The sequence below is a fragment of the Pseudomonas trivialis genome, from assembly GCF_036864995.1.
GTDB lineage: Bacteria > Pseudomonadota > Gammaproteobacteria > Pseudomonadales > Pseudomonadaceae > Aquipseudomonas > Aquipseudomonas trivialis.
In genome coordinates, this window is record NZ_CP142151.1 from 4,957,537 (window position 1) to 4,979,084 (window position 21,548).

Annotated in this window: 18 protein-coding genes and 1 pseudogene; 11 read left to right on the top strand and 8 right to left on the bottom strand. The window is 63.3% G+C overall.

Annotation, left to right across the window (positions count from 1 at the left end; all coding sequences use genetic code 11):
• Window positions 1-212: 212 nt before the first annotated feature.
• The 6 genes and pseudogenes from VRB54_RS21965 to bioB all read right to left on the bottom strand — a co-directional run bounded on the left by VRB54_RS21965 (window position 213) and on the right by bioB (window position 5,176).
• The gene (locus VRB54_RS21965; RefSeq protein ID WP_338478731.1) at window positions 213-494 is read right to left on the bottom strand and encodes a pyrroloquinoline quinone biosynthesis protein PqqE; all 282 of its coding nucleotides are present in this window, start codon (window positions 492-494) and stop codon (window positions 213-215) included.
• A gap of 105 nt (window positions 495-599) precedes the next feature.
• Window positions 600-1,280: a dethiobiotin synthase gene (gene bioD, locus VRB54_RS21970; protein ID WP_338478732.1), complete on the bottom strand. Its 681-nt coding sequence runs from the start codon at window positions 1,278-1,280 to the stop codon at window positions 600-602.
• On the bottom strand, window positions 1,277-2,089 hold the full coding sequence (gene bioC / locus VRB54_RS21975) for a malonyl-ACP O-methyltransferase BioC (protein ID WP_338478733.1): 813 nt from the start codon (window positions 2,087-2,089) through the stop codon (window positions 1,277-1,279). The genes bioD and bioC overlap by 4 nt, the downstream gene beginning before the upstream one ends.
• Window positions 2,082-2,811, bottom strand: a pseudogene (locus VRB54_RS21980) (alpha/beta fold hydrolase). Before VRB54_RS21980 ends, bioC begins: the two are co-directional and overlap by 8 nt.
• Window positions 2,804-3,973 carry an 8-amino-7-oxononanoate synthase gene (gene bioF / locus VRB54_RS21985; protein ID WP_338478734.1) on the bottom strand — a complete coding sequence of 390 codons (1,170 nt, stop codon included), beginning with the start codon at window positions 3,971-3,973 and terminating at the stop codon, window positions 2,804-2,806. Before bioF ends, VRB54_RS21980 begins: the two are co-directional and overlap by 8 nt.
• A gap of 147 nt (window positions 3,974-4,120) precedes the next feature.
• On the bottom strand, window positions 4,121-5,176 hold the full coding sequence (gene bioB, locus VRB54_RS21990; protein ID WP_003232664.1) for a biotin synthase BioB: 1,056 nt from the start codon (window positions 5,174-5,176) through the stop codon (window positions 4,121-4,123).
• A 92-nt stretch (window positions 5,177-5,268) separates the two neighbouring features.
• Here bioB and VRB54_RS21995 point away from each other — a divergent pair, with 92 nt between their 5' ends.
• The 5 genes from VRB54_RS21995 (at window position 5,269) to rarD (ending at window position 10,933) form a co-directional block, all read left to right on the top strand.
• Entirely contained in the window at window positions 5,269-6,006 is a 738-nt protein-coding gene (locus VRB54_RS21995; protein WP_338478735.1) for a ComF family protein, read from the top strand.
• A 52-nt stretch (window positions 6,007-6,058) separates the two neighbouring features.
• Window positions 6,059-6,823: a TOBE domain-containing protein gene (locus VRB54_RS22000; RefSeq protein WP_338478736.1), complete on the top strand. Its 765-nt coding sequence runs from the start codon at window positions 6,059-6,061 to the stop codon at window positions 6,821-6,823.
• 79 nt (window positions 6,824-6,902) lie between these two features.
• The gene (locus VRB54_RS22005) at window positions 6,903-8,801 is read left to right on the top strand and encodes a PhoX family phosphatase (RefSeq protein ID WP_338478737.1); all 1,899 of its coding nucleotides are present in this window, start codon (window positions 6,903-6,905) and stop codon (window positions 8,799-8,801) included.
• A 165-nt stretch (window positions 8,802-8,966) separates the two neighbouring features.
• Complete coding sequence (locus tag VRB54_RS22010; RefSeq protein ID WP_209985616.1) at window positions 8,967-9,941, top strand: serine/threonine protein kinase; 975 nt, start codon at window positions 8,967-8,969, stop codon at window positions 9,939-9,941.
• A gap of 107 nt (window positions 9,942-10,048) precedes the next feature.
• Window positions 10,049-10,933: an EamA family transporter RarD gene (rarD, locus tag VRB54_RS22015; RefSeq protein WP_338478738.1), complete on the top strand. Its 885-nt coding sequence runs from the start codon at window positions 10,049-10,051 to the stop codon at window positions 10,931-10,933.
• Here the strand turns inward: rarD and VRB54_RS22020 are convergent, their stop codons facing one another.
• Entirely contained in the window at window positions 10,934-11,446 is a 513-nt protein-coding gene (locus VRB54_RS22020) for a glycine cleavage system protein R (protein WP_338478739.1), read from the bottom strand. It lies immediately after the preceding gene.
• Window positions 11,447-11,713: 267 nt separating this feature from the next.
• Between VRB54_RS22020 and VRB54_RS22025 the strand changes: the two genes are divergently transcribed.
• Entirely contained in the window at window positions 11,714-13,891 is a 2,178-nt protein-coding gene (locus VRB54_RS22025) for a malate synthase G (RefSeq protein ID WP_338478740.1), read from the top strand.
• A gap of 161 nt (window positions 13,892-14,052) precedes the next feature.
• On the opposite strand, the gene VRB54_RS22030 is transcribed toward VRB54_RS22025, so the two are convergent.
• Window positions 14,053-14,499 carry a response regulator gene (locus VRB54_RS22030; protein ID WP_338478741.1) on the bottom strand — a complete coding sequence of 149 codons (447 nt, stop codon included), beginning with the start codon at window positions 14,497-14,499 and terminating at the stop codon, window positions 14,053-14,055.
• Between the two features lie 246 nt (window positions 14,500-14,745).
• Between VRB54_RS22030 and VRB54_RS22035 the strand changes: the two genes are divergently transcribed.
• The 5 genes from VRB54_RS22035 to VRB54_RS22055 all read left to right on the top strand — a co-directional run bounded on the left by VRB54_RS22035 (window position 14,746) and on the right by VRB54_RS22055 (window position 21,516).
• Entirely contained in the window at window positions 14,746-16,668 is a 1,923-nt protein-coding gene (locus tag VRB54_RS22035; RefSeq protein ID WP_338478742.1) for a putative nucleotidyltransferase substrate binding domain-containing protein, read from the top strand.
• Window positions 16,665-17,372: a 3'-5' exonuclease gene (locus tag VRB54_RS22040; RefSeq protein WP_338478743.1), complete on the top strand. Its 708-nt coding sequence runs from the start codon at window positions 16,665-16,667 to the stop codon at window positions 17,370-17,372. Before VRB54_RS22035 ends, VRB54_RS22040 begins: the two co-directional genes overlap by 4 nt.
• Before the next feature lie 100 nt (window positions 17,373-17,472).
• A complete protein-coding gene (locus VRB54_RS22045; RefSeq protein WP_003238039.1) occupies window positions 17,473-17,991 on the top strand; it encodes an RNA polymerase sigma factor in 519 nt (172 codons plus the stop codon).
• Window positions 17,988-18,950 (top strand): FecR family protein, encoded by a 963-nt coding sequence (locus tag VRB54_RS22050; RefSeq protein WP_338478744.1) that lies wholly within the window; start codon window positions 17,988-17,990, stop codon window positions 18,948-18,950. The genes VRB54_RS22045 and VRB54_RS22050 overlap by 4 nt, the downstream gene beginning before the upstream one ends.
• A gap of 136 nt (window positions 18,951-19,086) precedes the next feature.
• Window positions 19,087-21,516: a TonB-dependent siderophore receptor gene (locus tag VRB54_RS22055; RefSeq protein WP_338478745.1), complete on the top strand. Its 2,430-nt coding sequence runs from the start codon at window positions 19,087-19,089 to the stop codon at window positions 21,514-21,516.
• Window positions 21,517-21,548 lie beyond the last annotated feature (32 nt).

Below are 21,548 nucleotides of genomic sequence, written 5' to 3' on the forward strand. Positions count from 1 at the left end.
GTCGTCCGGGCACCGTTTGTCTTGACGCACCTAAGGGCCAGGCACAACAAAGCGCACGCAAAGCCACTGCGTCAAATTGAGTGTAGAGATGATCAGGATAAAACCGCGCCAAATGTAAGAGGGGGCTTGCTCCCGATGGCGATACATCAGTCGTACATCCAGTGACTGACCCACCGCTATCGGGAGCAAGCCCCCTCTCAGCTGTTCAACGACTAGGCGTAAGTGTCGATCAGGCTGCCCAGCATTTCATCCGAGGCCTTGGCGACTTTGACGCCCAACTCTACTTGAAATTTACCCTGGGCCATTTCAACCATGTTGCTCGCCGAATTGGTTGCCTGGGCACGGTCGTTGGCTTGCAGACGGTCGCTTTGCGCGGCCGAAGGCTGAGTGGCGGCGGCGCTGGCGATCTTGCCGGCGGCCTGGTCGACACGGCTTTGCCCGGTCTGAATGCTGCTCAGTCCCGAGTAAAACGCGCTGCTTCCAGAGATTTCCATGGCGTAGGCCTGCCTTTAGAGAATCATGAAGCTGAATTGAAGCAGACAACCTGGCAAAAGGCCCGCTAAAAACACTAATGGCACAATGCCTGTCGATAGCCAAAATCAGTCAAGCTGGTGCAGATGCAGGTAGCTGGCGACCGCTTCAGCCCCGGCGTGCGTGAGTTTCGGCACGCGTCCCAGGCAAGGCGCCGGCAGGCGCTCGGCCAGGGTGGCGAGGTTTTCTTCCAGACGGGAGGTCGCCGGGTCGATGATATTGGCCACCCACCCCGCCAGCGTCAAACCGTCCCGCGCAATTGCTTCGGCCGTCAGCAGCGCATGGCTGATGCAGCCAAGACGCACGCCCACCACCAGAATCACCGGCAGCTTGAGCGCCATGGCCAGGTCCGAGAGGCTTTCCTGGTCCGCCAGGGGTACGCGCCAGCCGCCCGCGCCTTCGATCAAGGTGAAATCCGCCTGTCGCGCAAGGATTTGCTGCATCGGCCCGAGCAACGACGGCACCGTCAATGCCACACCCGCCTCGCGCGCTGCCAGATGCGGCGCGATGGCCGGCTCGAAAGCCACCGGGTTGACCTCGGCATAGCTCAGCGGCACGGAACATTCGGCCAGCAACGCCAGGGCATCGGCATTGCGCAAGCCTTCGTCCGTGACCTCACAACCCGACGCCACCGGCTTGCCCGCAGCGGTGCTTTTACCGGCCCGGCGCGCGGCATGCAGCAGGTCGGCGGCGACGGTGGTCTTGCCGACATCGGTGTCGGTGCCGGTGATGAAATACGCAGCGCTCATCGAGGTTTCTCCAGTACGGCGTACACCACTTGATAAGTGGCTGGCAGGCCAGGGGCCTGACGAAACTGCTCATAAGCGTCCACCAGCGCAACCATCCGCGCGCGGCCGGTCAGGCCGCCCGGACGGCCCGGGTTCAGGTTATGTGCCCCCAGGGCCTTCAGTTCGTGGGTCAGGCTGCGCACATCCGGGTAGTGCAATACATGGGGGCGCCGCTCCAGGCTCACCACCCGCAAGCCGCTGGCCGCACACAAGCGTTGATAGGCTTCGAACGGGCGGAAGCGATTCACATGAACCATACCATCGGCCGCGCGCCAGCTTTCGCGCAGCTCATCAAGCGTGCCCACGCATAAGCTGGAAAACGCCAGCACACCGCCCGGTTGCAGCACGCGCGATGCCTCACCGAGCACCGCCTCGAAATTGCCACACCATTGCACCGCAAGGCTGGAGAAGAGCAGCTGCACGCTGTCAGCCTTGAGCGGCAAGCGTTCGGCATCACCAGCGATAAAGTGAGAGGCGCCACCCAGCGGCCGCGCGTGATTGAGCATGCCTTGGGCAATGTCCAGCGCGACGCCTTCGCTGGCAGGCCACCGCTCGCCCAGCACACGGCTGAAATAGCCGGTGCCGCAGCCCATGTCCAGCCAGTGTTGTGACGCGCAGGCAGACGGCACACGGGCCAGCAGCGCATGCCCTACCGCACGCTGCAGCTCGGCCACGCTGTCGTAGCTGGCTGCGGCGCGGGAAAAAGAGGCCGCGACCTGGCGCTTGTCCGGCAACGCGCCCGGCAAGGCAGGATGGGAGAGATCAGTCATCAACGCACTCGTGTAAAAAAGCCTGGATGGCCGCCGCGACACCGTGGGGGTCCTCCAGAAAAAGCGTGACCGGCCTGTTCAATCAGGCCGATTTCCACATCGGGGAGCAACGCCAGCAATTGGCCGGCGGCTTCGGCGGGCACCAGTTCGTCAAGGCCGGCAAACAGATGCAACTGCGGCCCGCGAAACCCCTGCAGGGCGGCGCGGGTGTCCATTTGGGCGAGCAGCTCCAGGCCCGGCATCAGCGCACCGGGGGCACTATGCGGCGCGCCGCTGACCAACAAGCGCGACAACCCGCGAGGATCCGCGCAGCCCTTGGCACACAACAGGCCAAAGCGCTTGAGGGTGACCTGGGAGTCGGCGTGGCAGCCAGCGAGAAACGCATCGAACGTCTCGACGGGCATGCCGTGAGGCCAGCCGTCGTGGGCGACAAAACACGGGTTGCTCGCCAGCGTCAGCAGGCCGCAGCAGCGCTCACCGCGCCGCGCCGCCAGTTCCGAGGCGAGCATGCCGCCCAGGGACCAGCCGCCCAGCCAAGCGTTGTCCGGCAGCGTGGCATCGAGTTCGTCCAGCCATTCGTCGAGGTTGCTGGACGCCAGCGTCGGCAGCGGCTCGACCTGTACCTGCAGATGGGCGTTCAGGCCCCGCAGGGCGTCGGCCAGCGGTTCCAGCGGCGACACGCCAAGGCCCCAGCCGGGCAGCAGAATCAGGTGGTCACGCATGCTCGGCTTCCAGGCAGAAACACGCCTCCAATGCATTCAGCAGCTGTTGCACCTGCGCCTCGCTGTGGGCTGCCGTCAACGTCACGCGCAACCGGGCGCTGCCGGCGGGCACGGTGGGTGGGCGAATGGCGGTCACCATGATGCCGCGCTCGCGCAGCCGCTGCGACAGGCGCATGGCCTTGGCGCTGTCGCCAATCAGGATCGGCTGGATCGGCGTGAAACTGTCCATCAGCGCCAGGCCCATCTGCTCGGCGCCCCGGCGGAACTGGCGGATCAGCCCGTTGAGGTGCTCACGCCGCCAATGCTCGGTGCGCAGCAGCTCAAGGCTTTTAAGCGTGGCGCAGGCCAGCGCCGGGGGTTGGCTGGTGGTGTAGATATACGGCCGGGCGAACTGGATCAGGCTTTCGATCAGTTCCTCACTGCCCGCCACAAACGCGCCTGCGGTACCGAACGCCTTGCCCAGGGTGCCGACCAGCACCGGCACGTCCTCCTGGCTCAAGCCGAAATGCTCAACGATGCCACCACCAGTGGCGCCCAGCGGACCAAAGCCATGGGCGTCGTCCACCATCAACCAGGCACCTTTGGCGCGGGTTGCACGGGCCAGCGCTGGCAGGTCGGCCAAGTCGCCGTCCATGCTGAACACGCCATCGGTGACCACCAGCGTATTGCCGGTGGCTTTCTCCAGGCGCTTGGTCAGGCTCTGGGCATCGTTGTGCAGGTAGCGATTGAAGCGCGCGCCGGACAACAGACCGGCATCCAGCAGCGAGGCATGGTTGAGACGGTCCTCAAGCACTGTATCGCCCTGCCCCACCAACGCCGTGACCGCGCCGAGGTTGGCCATGTAGCCGGTGGTAAACAACAGCGCGCGTGGGCGACCAGTAAGGTCGGCCAGCGCTTCTTCCAGTTCATGGTGCGGCGTGGCATGGCCCACCACCAGGTGCGAAGCGCCTCCGCCCACGCCCCAGCGCGATGCACCGGCGCGCCAGGCTTCGATCACCTGCGGGTGATTGGCCAGACCCAGGTAGTCGTTGTTGCAAAAGGCAAGCAACGGCTGACTGTCGACAACCACCTGCGGCCCTTGCGGGCTCTGCAGCAACGGGCGCTGGCGGTAAAGGTGTTCGGCACGGCGGGCAGCAAGGCGCGCGGCAAGATCGAAGGACATTAGGCCTCGGTTTATCAGATTCAACTCGGCCAAAACTGTGGGAGGGAGCTTGCTCCCGATAGCGGTGTATCAGTCAATGCATGTACCGACTGACACGCCCTCATCGGGAGCAAGCCCCCTCCCACACTGGTCTCTCATTTCAATCAATCAAACAGCAGCGTTATAGAACTGCTCGCTGCTCTTGTGCTCCACCAGCGCCTGCTCAATCGCCGCCTGGTGCACCTCATCGGCGTGCTCTTCACGGGCCTCCGGCAAAATCCCCAGGCGCGAGAACAGCTGCATGTCCTTGTCCGCCTGCGGGTTGGCGGTGGTCAGCAGCTTGTCGCCGTAGAAGATCGAGTTGGCACCGGCAAAAAACGCCAGCGCCTGCATCTGCTCGTTCATCGCCTCACGGCCGGCCGACAGCCGCACATGGGACTGCGGCATCAGGATGCGGGCCACGGCGAGCATGCGGATGAAATCGAACGGGTCGATGTCCTCGGCGTTTTCCAGCGGTGTGCCGGCCACTTTCACCAGCATGTTGATCGGCACCGACTCCGGATGCTCCGGCAGGTTGGCCAGCTGGATCAGCAGGTTGGCGCGGTCGTCGAGGGACTCGCCCATGCCGAGGATGCCGCCGGAACAGATTTTCATCCCCGAATCGCGCACGTAGGCCAGGGTTTGCAGGCGCTCGCCGTAGGTGCGGGTGGTGATGATGCTGCCGTAGAACTCCGGCGACGTATCCAGGTTGTGGTTGTAGTAATCGAGGCCGGCCTGGGCCAGCGCTTCGGTCTGGTCCTGATCGAGACGGCCGAGGGTCATGCAGGTTTCCAGACCCATGGCCTTTACGCCCTTGACCATCTCCAGCACGTAAGGCATGTCCTTGGCAGACGGGTGTTTCCACGCCGCGCCCATGCAGAAGCGGGTCGACCCGATCGCCTTGGCGCGGGCGGCCTCTTCGAGGACCTTCTGCACTTCCATCAGCTTTTCTTTTTCCAGGCCGGTGTTGTAGTGGCCCGACTGCGGACAATATTTGCAATCTTCCGGGCAGGCGCCGGTTTTGATCGACAGCAGGGTCGACACCTGCACGCGGTTGGCGTCGAAATGCGCACGGTGCACGGTCTGCGCCTGGAACAACAGGTCATTGAACGGCTGCACGAACAGTGCTTTGACTTCGGCCAAAGACCAGTCGTGACGAAGAGTGGCAGTGAGGCTGGCGCTCATGGGCGATTCCTTGATTATGCTTGGGCAGACGCTGCGGGAAGGGCAATACCCACAGGCACGACACGGATGCTCGGCATATTTAAGGAAGATTCATGCACTGTCAACTTAACCTCAAACACGAAGTTTACATCTGGCTAAAAAACAACCAAACCTGTTTAGTCTGCGATGAAGCGACCCAATCCATCGATTGTGTGTGCAACGCCTGCGAAACCGAGCTGCCCTGGCTGATGGACGCGTGCGAAGTCTGCGCCCTGCCCCTGCCGATGGACGGCCTGATATGCGGCCAATGCCACACGCAACCGCCTGCATTTAAACAAGTGATCGCGCCCTGGACCTTCAGCTTTCCCGTCGACACCCTGATCAGCCGCTTCAAGCACCAGGCCCGCTGGCCCCTCGGGCACATGCTGGGGCGCTTGCTCGGGGTCTATCTGCAGCACCGCTTCGACACCACCGGACTCACGCGCCCCGACTGCCTGCTGCCGGTGCCCATGGCGCCCAGGCGCCTGCGCGAGCGCGGCTACAACCAGGCGCTGATGCTGGCGCGCTGGCTCAGCAGCGATCTCGACATCCCCTGCGACCCCTACCTGCTGCTGCGGCCCTTCGAGACCGTGGCCCAGCAGGACCTCGACGCCAAAACCCGCAAACGCAATCTGCTGCGCGCCTTCACCCTGGCCCCCGGCGCCCAGGTGCAAGGCCGTCACCTGGCGCTGGTGGACGACGTCCTCACCACCGGCGCCACCGCCCACAGCCTGGCGCGGCTGTTGATGGGCGCAGGCGCACGCCAGGTCGACGTGTACTGCCTGGCCCGCACGCCCAAGCCCGGAGCTTGACTCTCATGCGCCACGGCGGCAACGTCCGCTCATCCCACTGCAGTGTGTGCCCATGTCTCTGCCCACCCCCCTCAGCCAGCACATCATCCGCCGTCCGCAACGCATTGCCCTGCTCGGGCACATTGCCGAGCAGGGCTCCATCACCCGCGCCGCCAAAGCGGCCGGCTTAAGTTACAAGGCCGCCTGGGACGCAATTGATGAACTCAATAACCTCGCGCAAAAGCCGTTGGTGGAACGCAGCGTCGGCGGCAAGGGCGGTGGCGGCGCCAGGCTGACGCTTGAAGGCGAGCGCGTGTTGCGCCTCTATCAGCGCTTGCAGGCCTTGCAGGCCGAAGTGCTCGGTTCGGACGAGGCCGCCCGCGACTTCAACCTGCTGGGACGCTTGATGTTGCGCACCAGCGCGCGCAACCAGTTGCACGGCCAGGTCATCGCTATCCAGGCCCAGGGCCGTAACGACCTGATCCGCCTGGAACTGCCCGGCGGGCTGACCCTCGACGCGCGCATCACCCACGACAGCACACAACGGCTGGAGCTGGAGCCAGGCATGGAAGTGGTGGCCCTGATCAAGGCCGGTTGGCTGGAACTGTTGGCAACGGACCACGCCGCAACACCTGGACACAATTGCCTGAGCGGCAAAATCGACACGATTCTCGACGCCGACGGCGGCCCCAGCGAAGTGCGCATCATCCTGCCCAATGGCCCGGTGTTGTGCGCGCTGGCGCAGCCCGCCGCGCTCAAGGCCCTTGATGCCGTCGAAGGCCAGCCGATCCAAGTGCAGTTCGCGCCCGGCAATGTCCTGCTCGGCACGCCCGCGTAGGCGCTGACCGTCTTCAACCTGCAACAATTTCGTCACGCGTGCTCCTTAAGGTGTCTGCAAAAACCGCTGGGAGCCTGCAATGAACCTATTAGAAGAAAACCAAGCCACCGACCTTGAGCAAATGGTGGGCCTCACCCGTCGCCGCTTTATCGGCGCCGGCGCCCTGTGTGGGGCCGCGATGTTCCTCGGCGGCAACCTGCTCAGCCGCAGCGCCCTCGCGGTCAACGCCGCCTCCGCCAGCCCGCTGCTGGGCTTTGCCGGCATCGCCGCCGATACCCGCGACACCATCACCCTGCCGCCGGGTTACAGCGCTTCGGTGCTGATCAGTTGGGGCCAGCCGCTGAGCAGGCACGCGCCGGCGTTCGACGCGTCCGGCAACGGCAGCGCCAAGGCCCAGGAACAGCAGTTCGGCGACAACAACGACGGCATGAGCCTGTTCGCCTTTCCCGGCGACGACAACCGCGCGCTGCTGGCGATCAACAACGAGTACACCAACTACCGCTACCTCTACGCCCACGGCGGCGCGCCGCAGTCGGCCGAAGACGTGCGCAAGGCCTTGGCCAGCGAAGGCGTGTCGGTGATCGAGGTACGGCGCAGCGGCGACACTTGGCAGTTCGTTCAGGACTCGCGCTACAACCGACGCATCCACGGCAATTCGCCGATCCGCCTGAGCGGCCCCGCCGCCGGCCACGCCTGGCTGAAAACCAGCGCCGACAACACCGGCAAAAAAGTCCTCGGCACCTTCCAGAACTGCGCCAACGGCAAGACTCCGTGGGGCACGTACCTGACCTGCGAAGAAAACTTCACCGACTGTTTCGGCAGCAGCAACCCGCAGCAGAGCTTCGATGCCGCGCAAAAACGCTACGGCGTGGTTGCCGCCAGCAAAGAGATCAACTGGCACCCCCATGACCCGCGTTTCGACATGGCTAAAAACCCCAACGAACTCAATCGCCACGGCTGGGTGGTGGAGATCGACCCGTTCGACCCGCAATCCACCCCGGTCAAGCGCACTGCCCTGGGCCGCTTCAAGCACGAAAACGCGGCCCTGGCCGAAACCCGCGATGGCCGCGCCGTGGTGTATATGGGCGACGACGAGCGCGGCGAATTCATCTACAAATTCATCAGCCGCGACCCGATCATCCACGATAACCCCAAGGCCAACAGAGACCTGCTCGACCACGGCACCTTGTACGTGGCGATCTTCGACGCGGGCGATGGCGATGCGGATCATCCAAGGGGCAAGGGCCAATGGGTCGAGCTGACCCACGGTAAAAACGGCATCGACGCCAGCACCGGGTTTGCCAGCCAGGCCGAAGTGCTGATCCACGCACGCCTGGCCGCCAGCATCGTCAAGGCTACGCGCATGGATCGCCCGGAATGGATCGTGGTGAGCCCCACGGACGGCCAGGTCTACTGCACCCTCACCAACAACGCCAAGCGCGGCGAAGACGGCCAGCCGGTGGGCGGGCCCAACCCGCGCGAGAAAAACGTGTATGGCCAGATCCTGCGCTGGAAGGCCGACGCCGATAACCATGGCAGCAGCACATTCAGCTGGGACCTGTTTGTGGTAGCCGGCAACCCCGGCGTGCACGCCGGCCAGCCCAAGGGCGGTTCGTCCAACATCAACCCGCAGAACATGTTCAACAGCCCCGATGGCCTGGGGTTCGACAAGGCCGGGCGCTTGTGGATCCTCACCGATGGTGACTACAGCAATGCCGGCGATTTTGCCGGCATGGGCAATAACCAGATGCTCTGCGCCGACCCGAGTACCGGCGAGATCCGGCGCTTCATGGTCGGGCCGGTGGCATGCGAGGTGACGGGCATCAGCTTTTCGCCGGATCAGAAGACACTGTTCGTGGGGATCCAGCATCCAGGCGAAACCGGCGGCTCGACCTGGCCGGAGCATCTGCCCAATGGCAAGCCGCGGTCCTCCGTGGTCGCGATCCGGCGCGACGATGGGGGCATTGTCGGCGCCTGACCGCTACAGCCGCCTACCTTGATTTCAGCCAACCCAAAAACCCTGTGGCGACACCTCTGTGGCGAGCTCGCCACAGAGGTGTCGCCACAGACAACCACCTATCCCAGTCCCGGTGCGCTACCATACGAGGCCCGACGCGGCGCCCTGCTGCGCGCAGGAGTTCGCATGGCCCACCCGTTTGAAACGCTCACCCCCGACCTGGTCCTCGACGCCGTCGAAAGCATCGGTTTCCTTAGCGATGCGCGCGTGCTGGCGCTCAACAGCTACGAAAACCGCGTGTATCAGGTGGGCATCGAAGACAGCGAGCCGCTGATCGCCAAGTTCTATCGGCCGCAGCGCTGGACCAGCGAGGCGATCCTCGAGGAACACCGCTTCACCTTCGAGCTGGCCGAGTGCGACGTCCCGGTGGTTGCGCCGATGATCCACAACGGCGAAAGCCTGTTCGAACACGCCGGGTTCCGCTTCACGCTGTTTCCACGCCGGGGTGGCCGCGCGCCGGAGCCGGGCAACCTTGATCAACTGCACCGCCTTGGGCAACTGCTCGGCCGCTTGCATGCGGTGGGCTCAACCCGCCCGTTCGAACACCGCGAAGCCCTGGGTGTGAAGAACTTCGGCCACGACTCCCTCACCACCCTGCTCGAAGGCAACTTCATCCCCAAAAGCCTGCTGCCCGCCTACGAGTCGGTCGCCCGCGACCTGCTCAAGCGCGTGGAAGAGGTGTACAAGGCCACGCCGCACAAGAACATCCGCATGCACGGCGATTGCCACCCCGGCAACATGATGTGCCGTGACGAAATGTTCCACATCGTCGACCTGGACGACTGCCGCATGGGCCCGGCGGTGCAGGACCTGTGGATGATGCTCGCCGGTGATCGACAGGAATGCCTGGGGCAATTGTCGGAATTGATGGATGGCTATCAGGAATTCCATGACTTCGACCCGCGCGAACTGGCGCTGATCGAACCGCTGCGCGCCCTGCGCCTGATGCACTACAGCGCCTGGCTGGCCCGGCGCTGGGACGACCCGGCGTTCCCCCACAGTTTCCCGTGGTTCGGCAGCGAGCGTTATTGGGGCGATCAGGTGCTGGCGTTGCGCGAGCAGCTGTCGGCGCTCAACGAAGAACCCCTGAAGCTGTTTTAACAGGTGGAGGGGGCTTGCTCCCTCCCACCTAAAGCAAAGCCAATCCCCCAGGCTGACAAATATCCTTACAATCACGCCTTTGTCAGTTGCCCGAGCAAGGATTCCGCATGCACGCCGCCAACCCCCGCAAGGGGTACATCCTGGGCCTTAGCGCCTACATCATTTGGGGCCTGTTCCCGCTCTACTTCAAAGCCATCGCCAGCGTGCCCGCCGCCGAGATCATCGTGCACCGGGTGTTGTGGTCGGCACTGTTCGGCGGTTTGTTGCTGATGGTGTGGAAACACCCGGGCTGGTGGCGCGAGCTACGCGACAACCCCAGGCGCCTGGCGATCCTGGCCCTCAGTGGTTCGTTGATTGCGGCCAACTGGCTGACTTATGTGTGGTCGGTGAACAGCGGGCGCATGCTCGAAGCGAGCCTGGGTTACTACATCAACCCGCTGGTGAATGTGCTGCTGGGCATGCTGATCCTCGGCGAGCGCCTGCGCCGCCTGCAATGGGTGGCCGTGGGCCTGGCGACGGTGGGTGTGGCGCAGCAGGTGTGGCAGGTCGGCAGTTTGCCGTGGGTGTCGCTGGTGCTAGCGCTGACCTTCGGTTTCTACGGGCTGATCCGCAAGCAGGCGCCGGTCAAGGCGCTGCCGGGGCTGGTGGTGGAAACCTGGATGCTGGTGCCGATTGCCGTGGCGTGGTTGCTGTTCAATCCTTCGGCCCACAGCGCGCAGATGGCATTCTGGAGCACATCCGAAGCCTGGTGGCTGGTCGCGGCCGGTCCGGTCACGCTGGTGCCGCTGGTGTGTTTCAACGCCGCCGCACGGCATCTGCCCTATACCACCTTGGGGTTTTTGCAGTACATAGCGCCCACTCTGGTGCTGCTCCAGGCCGTGCTGCTGTTCGGCGAGCACCTGGCGCCGGCCACGCTGATCGCCTTCGCGTTCATCTGGGCCGGGCTGGCGGTGTACAGCGTGGATATCGGGTTGAACGCGCGCAAACGCTGATCACTCCTCGCTGCGCAGCTCCACCATCAAGTCATCGGCGAGTGTTTCCAGGGATTCCTGCAGGGTTTCCAGGGACAAGCCGGACGGCACCTGCAGCAGGGCTTCGGCGCTGAACAGCGGGTCGCCACTCATGGGCGCCGGGCGCACATCGGTGCTCAGGCGCTCCAGGTTGACGCCCTCGCGGCTTAGCAACGCCGTAATCTCACGCACGATGCCCGCGCGGTCATTGCCCAGCAGCGTCATCACAATCGACTTGGACGTCGACGCCTGCCCGCTGCTGCCCTCGCCCACCAGCACACGAATGCCATGGGTGGACAGGTCCTCCAGCGCGCCCACCAGCGCCTGTCGGCTCTCGGCCGGCACGCTCACTCGCAGAATCCCGGCAAACTGCCCGGCCATATGGGCCATGCGGCTTTCCAGCCAGTTGCCACCATGGGCGGCAATGTTCTGCGCGATGCGTTCGACGAGGCCGGGTTTGTCGGCGGCGATAATTGTGAGTACAAGATGGTCCATGGCGAAGCCCTCTGGAAATCAATCTACAAGGTGGACCCGCAGGCCCTCGAAAACAAATCGTGTACCATTTTTATTTTTATCTGGAACAATCCAACGGTTTCTTGAGAACATCCGGCTCTTCGCTGTGACCGCATGACCAAAACGGGTCGCCAAACGACCTGTTTAGTCTGATGTCCACAAGCACAAATCATCATGTAGTATGCCCAACCGTGCACTACATAATGATCATCAGATAAAGCGCATAAGCTCCGCAGAGTGAGGCAAGCAATGACTGAACACGTTCAAGTCGGTGGCCTGCAGGTCGCCAAAGTCCTGTTCGACTTCGTCAACAACGAAGCGATTCCCGGCACCGGCCTCACGGCCGAGCAGTTCTGGGCCGGCGCCGACCAGGTCATTCACGACCTCGCGCCGAAGAACAAGGCCCTGCTCGCCAAACGCGACGATTTTCAGGCGCAGATCGACGCCTGGCACCAGGCTCAAGCCGGCCAGGCCCACGACGCGGTGGCCTATAAAGCCTTCCTGCAAGACATCGGCTACCTGCTGCCGGAAGTCGCAGACTTCCAGGCCACCACTGAAAACGTCGACGACGAAATCGCCCGTATGGCCGGCCCGCAGCTGGTGGTGCCGGTGATGAACGCGCGCTTTGCCCTCAACGCCTCCAACGCCCGCTGGGGCTCGCTGTACGACGCGCTCTATGGCACCGACGCCATCAGCGAAGCCGACGGCGCCGAGAAGGGCAAGGGCTACAACAAGGTGCGTGGCGACAAGGTCATCGCCTTCGCCCGCGCCTTCCTTGACCAGGCCGCGCCACTCAGCGCCGGCAGCCATGCCGAGTCCACCGGCTACAAGATCGTCGATGGCGTGCTCATCGTGGCCCTTAAAGGCGGCAGCAACAGCGGCCTGCGCGACGATGCCCAACTCATCGGGTTCCAGGGCCCGGCAGCCGAGCCGATTGCGATCCTGCTGAAAAACAACGGCCTGCATTTCGAAATCCAGATCGACGCCAACACCCCGGTTGGCCAGACCGATGCCGCCGGCATCAAAGACATCCTGATGGAAGCCGCACTCACCACCATCATGGACTGCGAAGACTCCGTCGCCGCCGTCGATGCCGACGATAAAGTGGTGATCTACCGCAACTGGCTCGGCCTGATGAAGGGCGACCTGGCTGAAGAAGTCGCCAAGGGCGGTACCACCTTCACCCGCACCATGAACCCCGACCGCGTCTACACCGGCGTGCACGGCGAAGACGTGACGCTGCACGGCCGTTCGCTGCTGTTCGTGCGCAACGTGGGTCACCTGATGACCATCGACGCGATCCTCGATAAACACGGCAACGAAGTGCCCGAAGGTATTCTCGACGGCCTGCTCACCAGCCTGGCGGCGATCCACAGCCTCAACGGCAACAGCAGCCGCAGCAACAGCCGTACCGGCTCGGTGTACATCGTCAAACCGAAGATGCACGGCCCTGAAGAAGCCGCGTTCACCAACGAGCTGTTCGGTCGCATCGAAGACGTGCTGAACCTGCCACGCAACACCCTCAAGGTCGGGATCATGGACGAGGAGCGCCGCACCACGGTCAACCTCAAGGCCTGCATCCAGGCGGCCAGCGAGCGCGTGGTGTTCATCAACACCGGCTTTCTCGACCGCACCGGCGATGAAATCCACACCTCCATGGAAGCCGGCGCGATGGTGCGCAAGGCCGCCATGAAAGCGGAAAAATGGATCGGCGCCTACGAAAACTGGAACGTCGACATTGGCCTGCGCGCCGGCCTGCAGGGCCGTGCCCAGATCGGCAAAGGCATGTGGGCCATGCCCGACCTGATGGCCGCCATGCTCGAACAGAAAATCGCTCACCCCCTGGCCGGTGCCAACACCGCCTGGGTGCCGTCGCCAACCGCCGCCGCCCTGCATGCGTTGCACTATCACAAGGTCGACGTGTTCGCCCGCCAGGTGGAACTTGCCCAGCGCGAACGCGCCTCGGTGGACGACATCCTGACGATTCCGCTGGCCGGCACTACCGATTGGTCTGACGAAGAAATCCGCAACGAGCTGGACAACAACGCTCAGGGCATCCTCGGTTACGTGGTGCGCTGGATCGACCAGGGTGTGGGCTGCTCCAAAGTGCCGGACATCAACGATGTGGGCCTGATGGAAGACCGCGCCACCCTGCGTATTTCCAGCCAGCACATAGCCAACTGGCTGCGCCACGGAATCGTCAGCCAGGCCCAGGTGCTGGAAAGCCTCAAGCGCATGGCGCCGGTGGTGGACCGCCAGAATGCCGGGGATGCGCAGTACCGGCCGTTGGCGCCGGACTTCGACAGCAACATCGCGTTTCAAGCGGCGGTGGAGTTGGTGATTGAAGGAACCAAACAACCCAATGGCTACACCGAGCCGGTGCTGCACCGCAGGCGTCGGGAGTTCAAGGCCAAAAACGGCCTGTAAATGAAAAAGCCCTGATCTCTCGATCAGGGCTTTTTCTTTGGTTTCAGGTTGACTGGAGTAGCGCTATCGGGAGCAAGCCCCCTCCCACATTTGCAAGGCATTCACAGCTCGACATGTGGGAGGGGCTTGCTCCCGATGAGGCCAGCACCGTCACCTCACCATCAGGAAATCATCCCCAACTCCTGCTTCACCATCTGCGCCAACTTCACGCTATCAATCGGCTTGAGCAAAAAATCCACCACGCTCAAATGCATCGCATCAATCACATCCGGCGCCTCGGCGTCCCCCGACATGATGATGATAGGCAACGCCGCGCGGGTAGATTCACGCACTTGGCGGATCAGCTCAAGACCACTCCCGGGAGCCATGCGCAGGTCGGTAATCAACAAGCCGATCGAGCTGCTGGTTTTCAATAATTCCCACGCTGCCTCACCGCTGTCGGCCGTCATGCAGCGAATACCGTCCAGCCCCAGAATCTCCGCCAACAGTTCACGCGCATCCTTGTCGTCATCAACAATCAATACACGTTGTGGCGGTAAATCAGGTTCCAGCATCACGGCGCTCAGCGCCTCGCGCTCGGCATCACTCAAAATATCGTGGTCGGACATACAGTTCTCAGCAGTTCTATTCAATCTCGCAGCACACTCGTCAGACATCTGCGCAAGGGCGTTCAATGTGCACTTCGTCGGAAACTTTGCCTAGTGGGCGTTCCACGGGGTTTGCACGATAGTCCCATAGGGTTTTTCCCTAGTCCGTGCAGTCACTTCGCTACCTAGACTTACGTCCAATGGGCACCCGCCGTGCACCAGCCGACCATGCAGCACGATAACGACAAAAACATTGCGGTCACTGTTATGAGTAAAGCTGATGCTTTCGCCCAGGCGGGAAAAACCGCCGTGCTGCAGAACATCCACGGCACCCTGCAATTCCTGCAGCGCTTTTCGCCGTTCAACCAGATGGAAAACACGCACCTGGCGTTTCTGGTGGAACAATGCCAGTTGCGCTTTTACGGCCCCGGCGACAGCATCCTCAAACCGTCGGGCGGGCCGGTGGAGTACTTCTATATCGTCAAGCAAGGCCGCGTGGTGGGTGAACGCCCGGACTCGACCGAAACCACCTTCGAAATCACCACCGGCGAATGCTTTCCGCTGGCCGCATTGCTCGGTGAACGAGCGACCCGCACCGAACACAAAGCCGCCGAAGACACCTTCTGCCTGCAACTGAACAAGCCGGCCTTTATCAAGCTGTTTGCGCTGTCCAGCCCGTTCCGCGATTTCGCCTTGCGCGGCGTCAGCAGCCTGCTGGACCAGGTCAACCAGCAGGTGCAGCAAAAGGCCGTGGAAACCCTCGGCACCCAATACTCCCTGAACACCCGCCTGGGCGACCTTGCCATGCGCCATCCGGTGATGTGCAGCCCGCAGACACCGCTGCGCGAAGCCGTGACGCTGATGCATGAGCAGCAAGTGGGCAGCATCGTGATCGTCGACGACCAGCAGGCGCCCCTGGGCATCTTCACCCTGCGCGACCTGCGCCAGGTGGTGGCCGACGGCACCGGTGACTTCAGCCAGGCCATCGCGGGGCACATGACCCAGGCACCGTTTTTTCTCACCCCGGACCACAGCGCCTTCGACGCCGCAATCGCCATGACCGAACGGCACATCGCCCACGTGTGCCTGGTCAAGGACCAGCGCCTGTGCGGCGTGGTGTCCGAACGAGACCTGTTTTCCCTGCAACGGGTCGACCTGGTGCACCTGGCCCGCACCATCCGCAACGCGCCCAGGGTCGACAACCTGGTGGCGATGCGCGGCGAGATCGGTCAACTGGTGGAGCGCATGCTCGCCCACGGTGCCTCGTCCACCCAGATCACTCACATCATCACGCTGCTCAACGACCACACCGTGTGCAGGGTGATCGAACTGACCCTCGCCGAAAAGGGCGACCCGGGCGTGCCATTCAGTTGGCTGTGCTTCGGCAGCGAAGGGCGCCGCGAACAGACGCTCTACACCGATCAGGACAACGGCATCCTGTTCGAGGCCAGGGACGCCGCCGAAGCCGCCGAGCTACGCGGGCGCCTGCTGCCGTTGGCGCAGCAGATCAACCAGAGCCTGGCGCTGTGCGGCTTCAGCCTGTGCAAGGGCAACATCATGGCTGGCAACCCCGAGCTGTGTCTGTCTCGCTCTGAATGGGCACGCCGGTTTGCGGCGTTCATCCGCGAGGCCACCCCGGACAACCTGCTGGGTTCGAGCATCTATTTCGACCTGCGCGTGGTGTGGGGCGATGAGCAGGGCTGTGAGCAACTGCGCCAGGGCATCCTTGACCAGGTCGCCGACAACCGCATCTTCCAGCGCATGCTGGCCGAGAACGCCCTGCGCCAGCGCCCGCCGGTTGGGCGCTTTCGCGACTTCGTGCTGACACGCAACGGCGCCGAAAAGGCCACCCTCGATCTCAAGGTGCAGGGCCTTACGCCATTCGTTGACGGCGCGCGACTGCTGGCCCTGGCCAATGGCATTCACGCCAATAACACCCTGGAGCGTCTGCGCCAACTGGTGATAAAGGCCGTGATCGAGCCGCTGGATGGCGCCGCGTATGAAGAGGCCTATCACTTTATCCAGCAGACCCGCATGCAGCAGCACCAACTGCAAAGCCGGGAAAACCAGCCGTACTCCAACCGAGTCGACCCCGACAGCCTCAACCACCTGGACCGCCTTATCCTGCGCGAATCCCTGCGCCAGGCCCAACGCCTGCAGAGCAGCCTGACATTTCGGTACCAGCTGTGAGCCTGTTCAACTGGCTGCGCAAGACAAAACCGCGGCTCGACGCGGCGCAGCAGCAACACCTGCTGCAACTGCCCACACCCAGCGCACTGGGCGACGGTTCTTTGCGCAGCCAGCGCTGGGTGGTGGTGGACCTGGAAACCAGCGGTCTGAACCTTAACCGCGACCAGGTGCTGTCCATCGGCGCCGTGGTGATCGAGGACGGCGCGGTGGACTTCTCGCAACTGTTCGAACGCACGCTGCACCGCGCCGACAACCGGCTCAGCCCCAGCGTGCTGATCCACGGCCTGGGCCCCAGCGCCATCGCCGCCGGCAGCGACCCGGTGGAGGCGCTGCTGGACTTCATGGCGTTTGTCGGCGACAGCCCGCTGCTGGCCTTTCATGCGCCGTTTGATCAACACATGCTGGGCCGCGCGCTCAAGGACAGCCTGGGCTATCGCCTGGCCCACCCGTTCCTCGACGTGGCCGAGATCGCCCCGCTGCTGTGCCCCGACGCGCCACTGCGTGAAGCCGGGCTGGACGACTGGATCCACCACTTTGGCCTGCAGGTGGGCGAACGTCATCACGCCAGCGCCGATGCCCTGGCCACGGCGGAACTGATGCTGATCCTGTTCAGCCGCGCGCGCCGGCAGCACATCGACTCACCCAAGACCTTGCAGGAGCGCTTGGGCCAATGGAGACGGCGCAAACACGCGCCATCGGTTTAATGTCATCTCCCGACAAACGCCAATTGCGCCCATCCGATGCCTCTGCCACAATCGCGAATAATTCTCGTTAGTTTAAACAATTCGTTTATCCGGTGATGCCTTGTCGTCAGTCCAGCCTCCCCACAGTGAGCTTGTTGGTGCGTTGTATCGCGACCATCGTGGCTGGCTGCTGGCCTGGCTGCGGCGCAACGTGGCCTGCGCCAGCCGCGCCGAAGACTTGAGTCAGGACACCTTCGTGCGCCTTCTGGGGCGTACTGAACTGCGCGAACCCCGCGAGCCGCGTGCCTTCCTGGTGGCCATCGCCAAGGGCCTGCTGTTCGACTACTTCCGCCGCGCCGCGCTGGAACAGGCCTACCTCACCGAATTGATGCTGATCCCGGAAAGCGAACACCCCTCGCCCGAAGAACAGCAATTGATCCTCGAAGACCTCAAGGCCATCGACCGCCTGCTCGGCAAACTGTCGAGCAAGGCTCGCGCCGCGTTTCTGCACAGCCGTCTGGACGGCATGGGCCACGCCGAAATCGCCCAGCGCCTGGGCGTCTCGGTGCCCCGCGTGCGCCAGTACCTGGCCCAGGGGATTCGCCAGTGCTACATCGCCTTGTACGGCCAGCCGCTGTGATAGGTGCCAAACCGGTCTCGGCGCGGGTGCTGGATGCCGCGATTGCCTGGCAACTGTCCCTCGACGCGGGCGACGCCAGCGCGGTGGAACAGGAAGAATTGCGCAGATGGCTGGCCAGCGATGCCGAACACGCCCGCGCCTGGCGCCAGCTGGGCATGCTCGATCAGCGTTTCAGCGCAGCCTCGGGGCCGGCGCGGGCGGCCTTGCTGCAGTCGCGCGAAGGCATTCGCCACCGCGTGCGCAAGCTGGGCCGGGGCCTGGCGAGTATCGCGCTGGTGTGCGGGCTGGCGCTGTTTGCCGGCGAGCGCTATGTACCGCTGCATTACTGGCTGGCCGACCAACGCACCGCCACCGGCGAGCAACGCACGCTGACACTGGCCGATGGCACCTCGATCAACCTCAATACCCACAGCGCCATCGACGTGCGCTTCGACGAAAAGCGCCGCCTGATCGTGTTGCAGGCCGGGGAAATTCTGATCGAAACCGGCCATGACGACGCGCGCCCGTTTTACGTGCAAACCCCCGACGGCAGCCTGCGTGCGCTGGGCACGCGGTTCATCGTCAAGCGCGAAGACCACGCCACGCGCCTGAGCGTGTTGCAGTCGGCCGTGGCCGCGCAGCCTGAGGCGCAGCATCAGGCGCAGGTGGTCAAGGCCGGCCAGCAAGTGCTGATGCGCAGCGATGGTCTGGGCCCCTTGCTGGCCGTCACCCCCGGCGCTGACGCCTGGACGCGCGGCATGCTGGTGGTCGACAACGCGCGTCTCGCTGACGTGATCAAGGAGCTCGGCCGCTACCGTAGCGGCCACCTGGGCGTGGATAAAAACGTGGCCGACCTGCGCATCACCGGCAGCTTCCCGCTGCGCGATACCAACCTGGCGCTCAATGCATTGCTGCCGACGCTGCCGGTGCAGATCGAGCAGCACACACCGTGGTGGGTGACGGTGCGCGCCAGGCCTTGAAATGCGGGAGGGGGCTTGCCCCCGATGAGGCCCTCAACAACAACCCAAAAAATATTTACCGCCCGCCCTATCACTTTCCAATTCTCATCCGGCACCTAGGCAATCGAGAACTATTTCCATCAGGAGCCGCCCCTTCATGTCCCGCACGCTCGACACCTTGTTGCGCCCCAGCCTGTTAGCCGTGGCCATTGCCTTCGGCGCCCCGCTCGCCAGCCCCTCGCTGCTCGCCGCCGAACAAACCGCAAGCGTGCGCGCCTACAACCTGCCGTCCGCGCCACTGGCCAGCACCCTGAACCAGATCGCCAGCCAGGCCGGCCTTGCGTTGACCCTCAACCCGACGCTCGCCGCCGGCAAGACCTCGGCACCGGTCAAGGGCCAGTTCGATGCGCAGAGCGCGCTGCGTGAAGCCTTGCGCGGGACGGGGCTGCAACTGGAGCAAGGCACGGCAGGGACGTTTACGTTGGTGCCAATTCCGGACGGGGTTGTGGCGTTGCCGCAGACCAGCGTTATCGGGCAGGGCAATTATGAGAGTGCGTGGGGGCCGGTGGAGGGTTACCTGGCCAAGCGCACCGCCGCCGGCACCAAGACCGACACTGCACTGGTCGAAGCGCCGCGCTCGATTTCCGTTGCCACCCGCGAGCAGATGCAGGATCGCAACGTCCAGAACCTGGACGATGCCGTCAAATACATGCCCGGCATTGTGTCCGCCAGCTACGGCAGCGACACACGCTACGACTGGATGCGCGTACGCGGCTTCGAACCCACCCAATTCCTCGACGGCCTGCCACTGCCGCGCGGTGTGTACGCCAACCCTAAAGCCGAAACGTGGAATCTGGACCGCCTCGCCCTGCTGCGCGGCCCGGCTTCGTCGGTCTATGGCCAGACCCCACCGGGCGGTCTGCTGGACATGGTCAGCCGGCGTCCCAGCGCAGAATCGAGTAACGCGGTGCAGGTGCAGTACGGCAGTGACAACTACCGCCAGATCAACTTTGACAGCACCGGCAAAATCGATGACGAAGGCCGGTTTCTCTACAGCCTCAGCGGTGTGCTGCGTGATGCTGGCACCCAGGTCGACCATATCGACAATAAGCGCTACAACATCGCGCCCAGCCTGACCTGGAATATCGATACCGACACCAAGTTGACCCTGCTGTCACAGTTCACCCGCGATGATACCGGCACCACCAGCCAGTTCCTGCCGATCCAAGGCACCAAGATCAAATCACCGCTAGGCGAGGTTTCCCACCACAAGAACCTTGGCGATCCCGATTACGACTTCTACGACCGTACCTATTACGCGCTCGGCTATGCTTTCGAGCATCGCTTCAACGATACCTGGCAATTCAAGCAGAACCTGCGCTACACCAAGTCCGAGTTGGCGTTCCAACAACTGACGGTCGGCTCCTTCGCGTTCTCCCCTGCTGATGCCAATGGCAATATCAGCCGCTCCTCGACCAACGTGGACGAGGACATCAGCCAGTTCGCAGTGGATAACAATTTCCAGGCTGACTTCGCCACCGGCGACATCACTCACACTCTGCTGCTGGGTCTGGATCATCAGCGCACCGATACCTCTTACCTGGCGATTTTCGGTGACGGCGGCACCACCAACATTTTCAACCCGGTCTACGGTCAGCCGATCGTACGCCCGGCGCGCTCAACGGCCTTCTACGACTACAACCAGAAAACCGTGCAGACCGGCCTTTACGTGCAGGACCAAATGGCCCTCGATAACTGGCGCCTGACCCTTGGCGGCCGTGAAGACTGGGTACACCAGGGCACAACCTACTTCAATAAAAACGACGCCACCAATACCGACCGCAGCAAGAACTTCAGTGGCAACGCGGCGCTGAGCTATGTGTTCGACTCAGGTTTCGTGCCCTACCTTTCCTACGCCGAGTCGTTCCAGCCCGCGAGCAACGCCAGCGTAGACCCCGTCCAGTCGTTCAAACCGACCGAAGGCCAGCAGTGGGAACTGGGGATCAAATACCAGCCGCCCGGCTCCAACACACTGCTCAGTGCCGCGGTCTACGACCTGACGCAGAAGAATGTACAAGTCACCAGCTTCCAGTCCGGTGGCGCCTCGGTCACCGATCAGACCGGTGAAGTGAAGGTCAAGGGCCTGGAATTGGAAGCCGTATCTGACGTGACCGACAACCTCAAGGTAATCGCGGCCTATACCCTGGCCAAGTCTGAAGTGCAAAAGGGCCAGTACAAAGGCAACCGTCTGCAACTGATCCCCAATCAGCAAGCCTCGCTGTGGACCGACTACACCTGGCATACCGGACTACTCGACGGTTTCGGCATCGGCTTTGGCGCGCGCTACACCGGCAACACCTATGGCGACCAGGCCAACACCTGGACCGGCAAAGCCAATGCCTACACCGTGTTCGACGGCGCCGTACACTATGACCTGGGCCGACTGGACACCAGCCTCAAGGGTGCGTCGGTGAAAGTGAACGCCACTAACCTGTTCAACAAGGATTACATTTCCACCTGCGATGGCTCCTACTGCTACTTCGGCGACCAACGCAGCGTAGTCGCCAGTGCCACTTATCAGTGGTAATCCGCTGAGTTAACCACCAAGCCGTCCTCCGG

Excerpts from the sequence above, each read along its gene's own strand:
- VRB54_RS22030 (WP_338478741.1), bottom strand. The coding sequence starts at position 14,499 with ATGTCCGACCACGATATTTTGAGTGATGCCGAGCGCGAGGCGCTGAGC.
- VRB54_RS22035 (WP_338478742.1), top strand. The coding sequence starts at position 14,746 with ATGAGTAAAGCTGATGCTTTCGCCCAGGCGGGAAAAACCGCCGTGCTG.
- VRB54_RS22010 (WP_209985616.1), top strand. The coding sequence starts at position 8,967 with ATGGCCCACCCGTTTGAAACGCTCACCCCCGACCTGGTCCTCGACGCC.
- bioC (WP_338478733.1), bottom strand. The coding sequence starts at position 2,089 with ATGACTGATCTCTCCCATCCTGCCTTGCCGGGCGCGTTGCCGGACAAG.
- VRB54_RS22055 (WP_338478745.1), top strand. The coding sequence starts at position 19,087 with ATGTCCCGCACGCTCGACACCTTGTTGCGCCCCAGCCTGTTAGCCGTG.
- VRB54_RS21965 (WP_338478731.1), bottom strand. The coding sequence starts at position 494 with ATGGAAATCTCTGGAAGCAGCGCGTTTTACTCGGGACTGAGCAGCATT.
- VRB54_RS22025 (WP_338478740.1), top strand. The coding sequence starts at position 11,714 with ATGACTGAACACGTTCAAGTCGGTGGCCTGCAGGTCGCCAAAGTCCTG.
- bioD (WP_338478732.1), bottom strand. The coding sequence starts at position 1,280 with ATGAGCGCTGCGTATTTCATCACCGGCACCGACACCGATGTCGGCAAG.
- VRB54_RS22000 (WP_338478736.1), top strand. The coding sequence starts at position 6,059 with ATGTCTCTGCCCACCCCCCTCAGCCAGCACATCATCCGCCGTCCGCAA.
- bioF (WP_338478734.1), bottom strand. The coding sequence starts at position 3,973 with ATGTCCTTCGATCTTGCCGCGCGCCTTGCTGCCCGCCGTGCCGAACAC.
- VRB54_RS21995 (WP_338478735.1), top strand. The coding sequence starts at position 5,269 with ATGCACTGTCAACTTAACCTCAAACACGAAGTTTACATCTGGCTAAAA.
- VRB54_RS22005 (WP_338478737.1), top strand. The coding sequence starts at position 6,903 with ATGAACCTATTAGAAGAAAACCAAGCCACCGACCTTGAGCAAATGGTG.
- VRB54_RS22020 (WP_338478739.1), bottom strand. The coding sequence starts at position 11,446 with ATGGACCATCTTGTACTCACAATTATCGCCGCCGACAAACCCGGCCTC.
- rarD (WP_338478738.1), top strand. The coding sequence starts at position 10,049 with ATGCACGCCGCCAACCCCCGCAAGGGGTACATCCTGGGCCTTAGCGCC.
- bioB (WP_003232664.1), bottom strand. The coding sequence starts at position 5,176 with ATGAGCGCCAGCCTCACTGCCACTCTTCGTCACGACTGGTCTTTGGCC.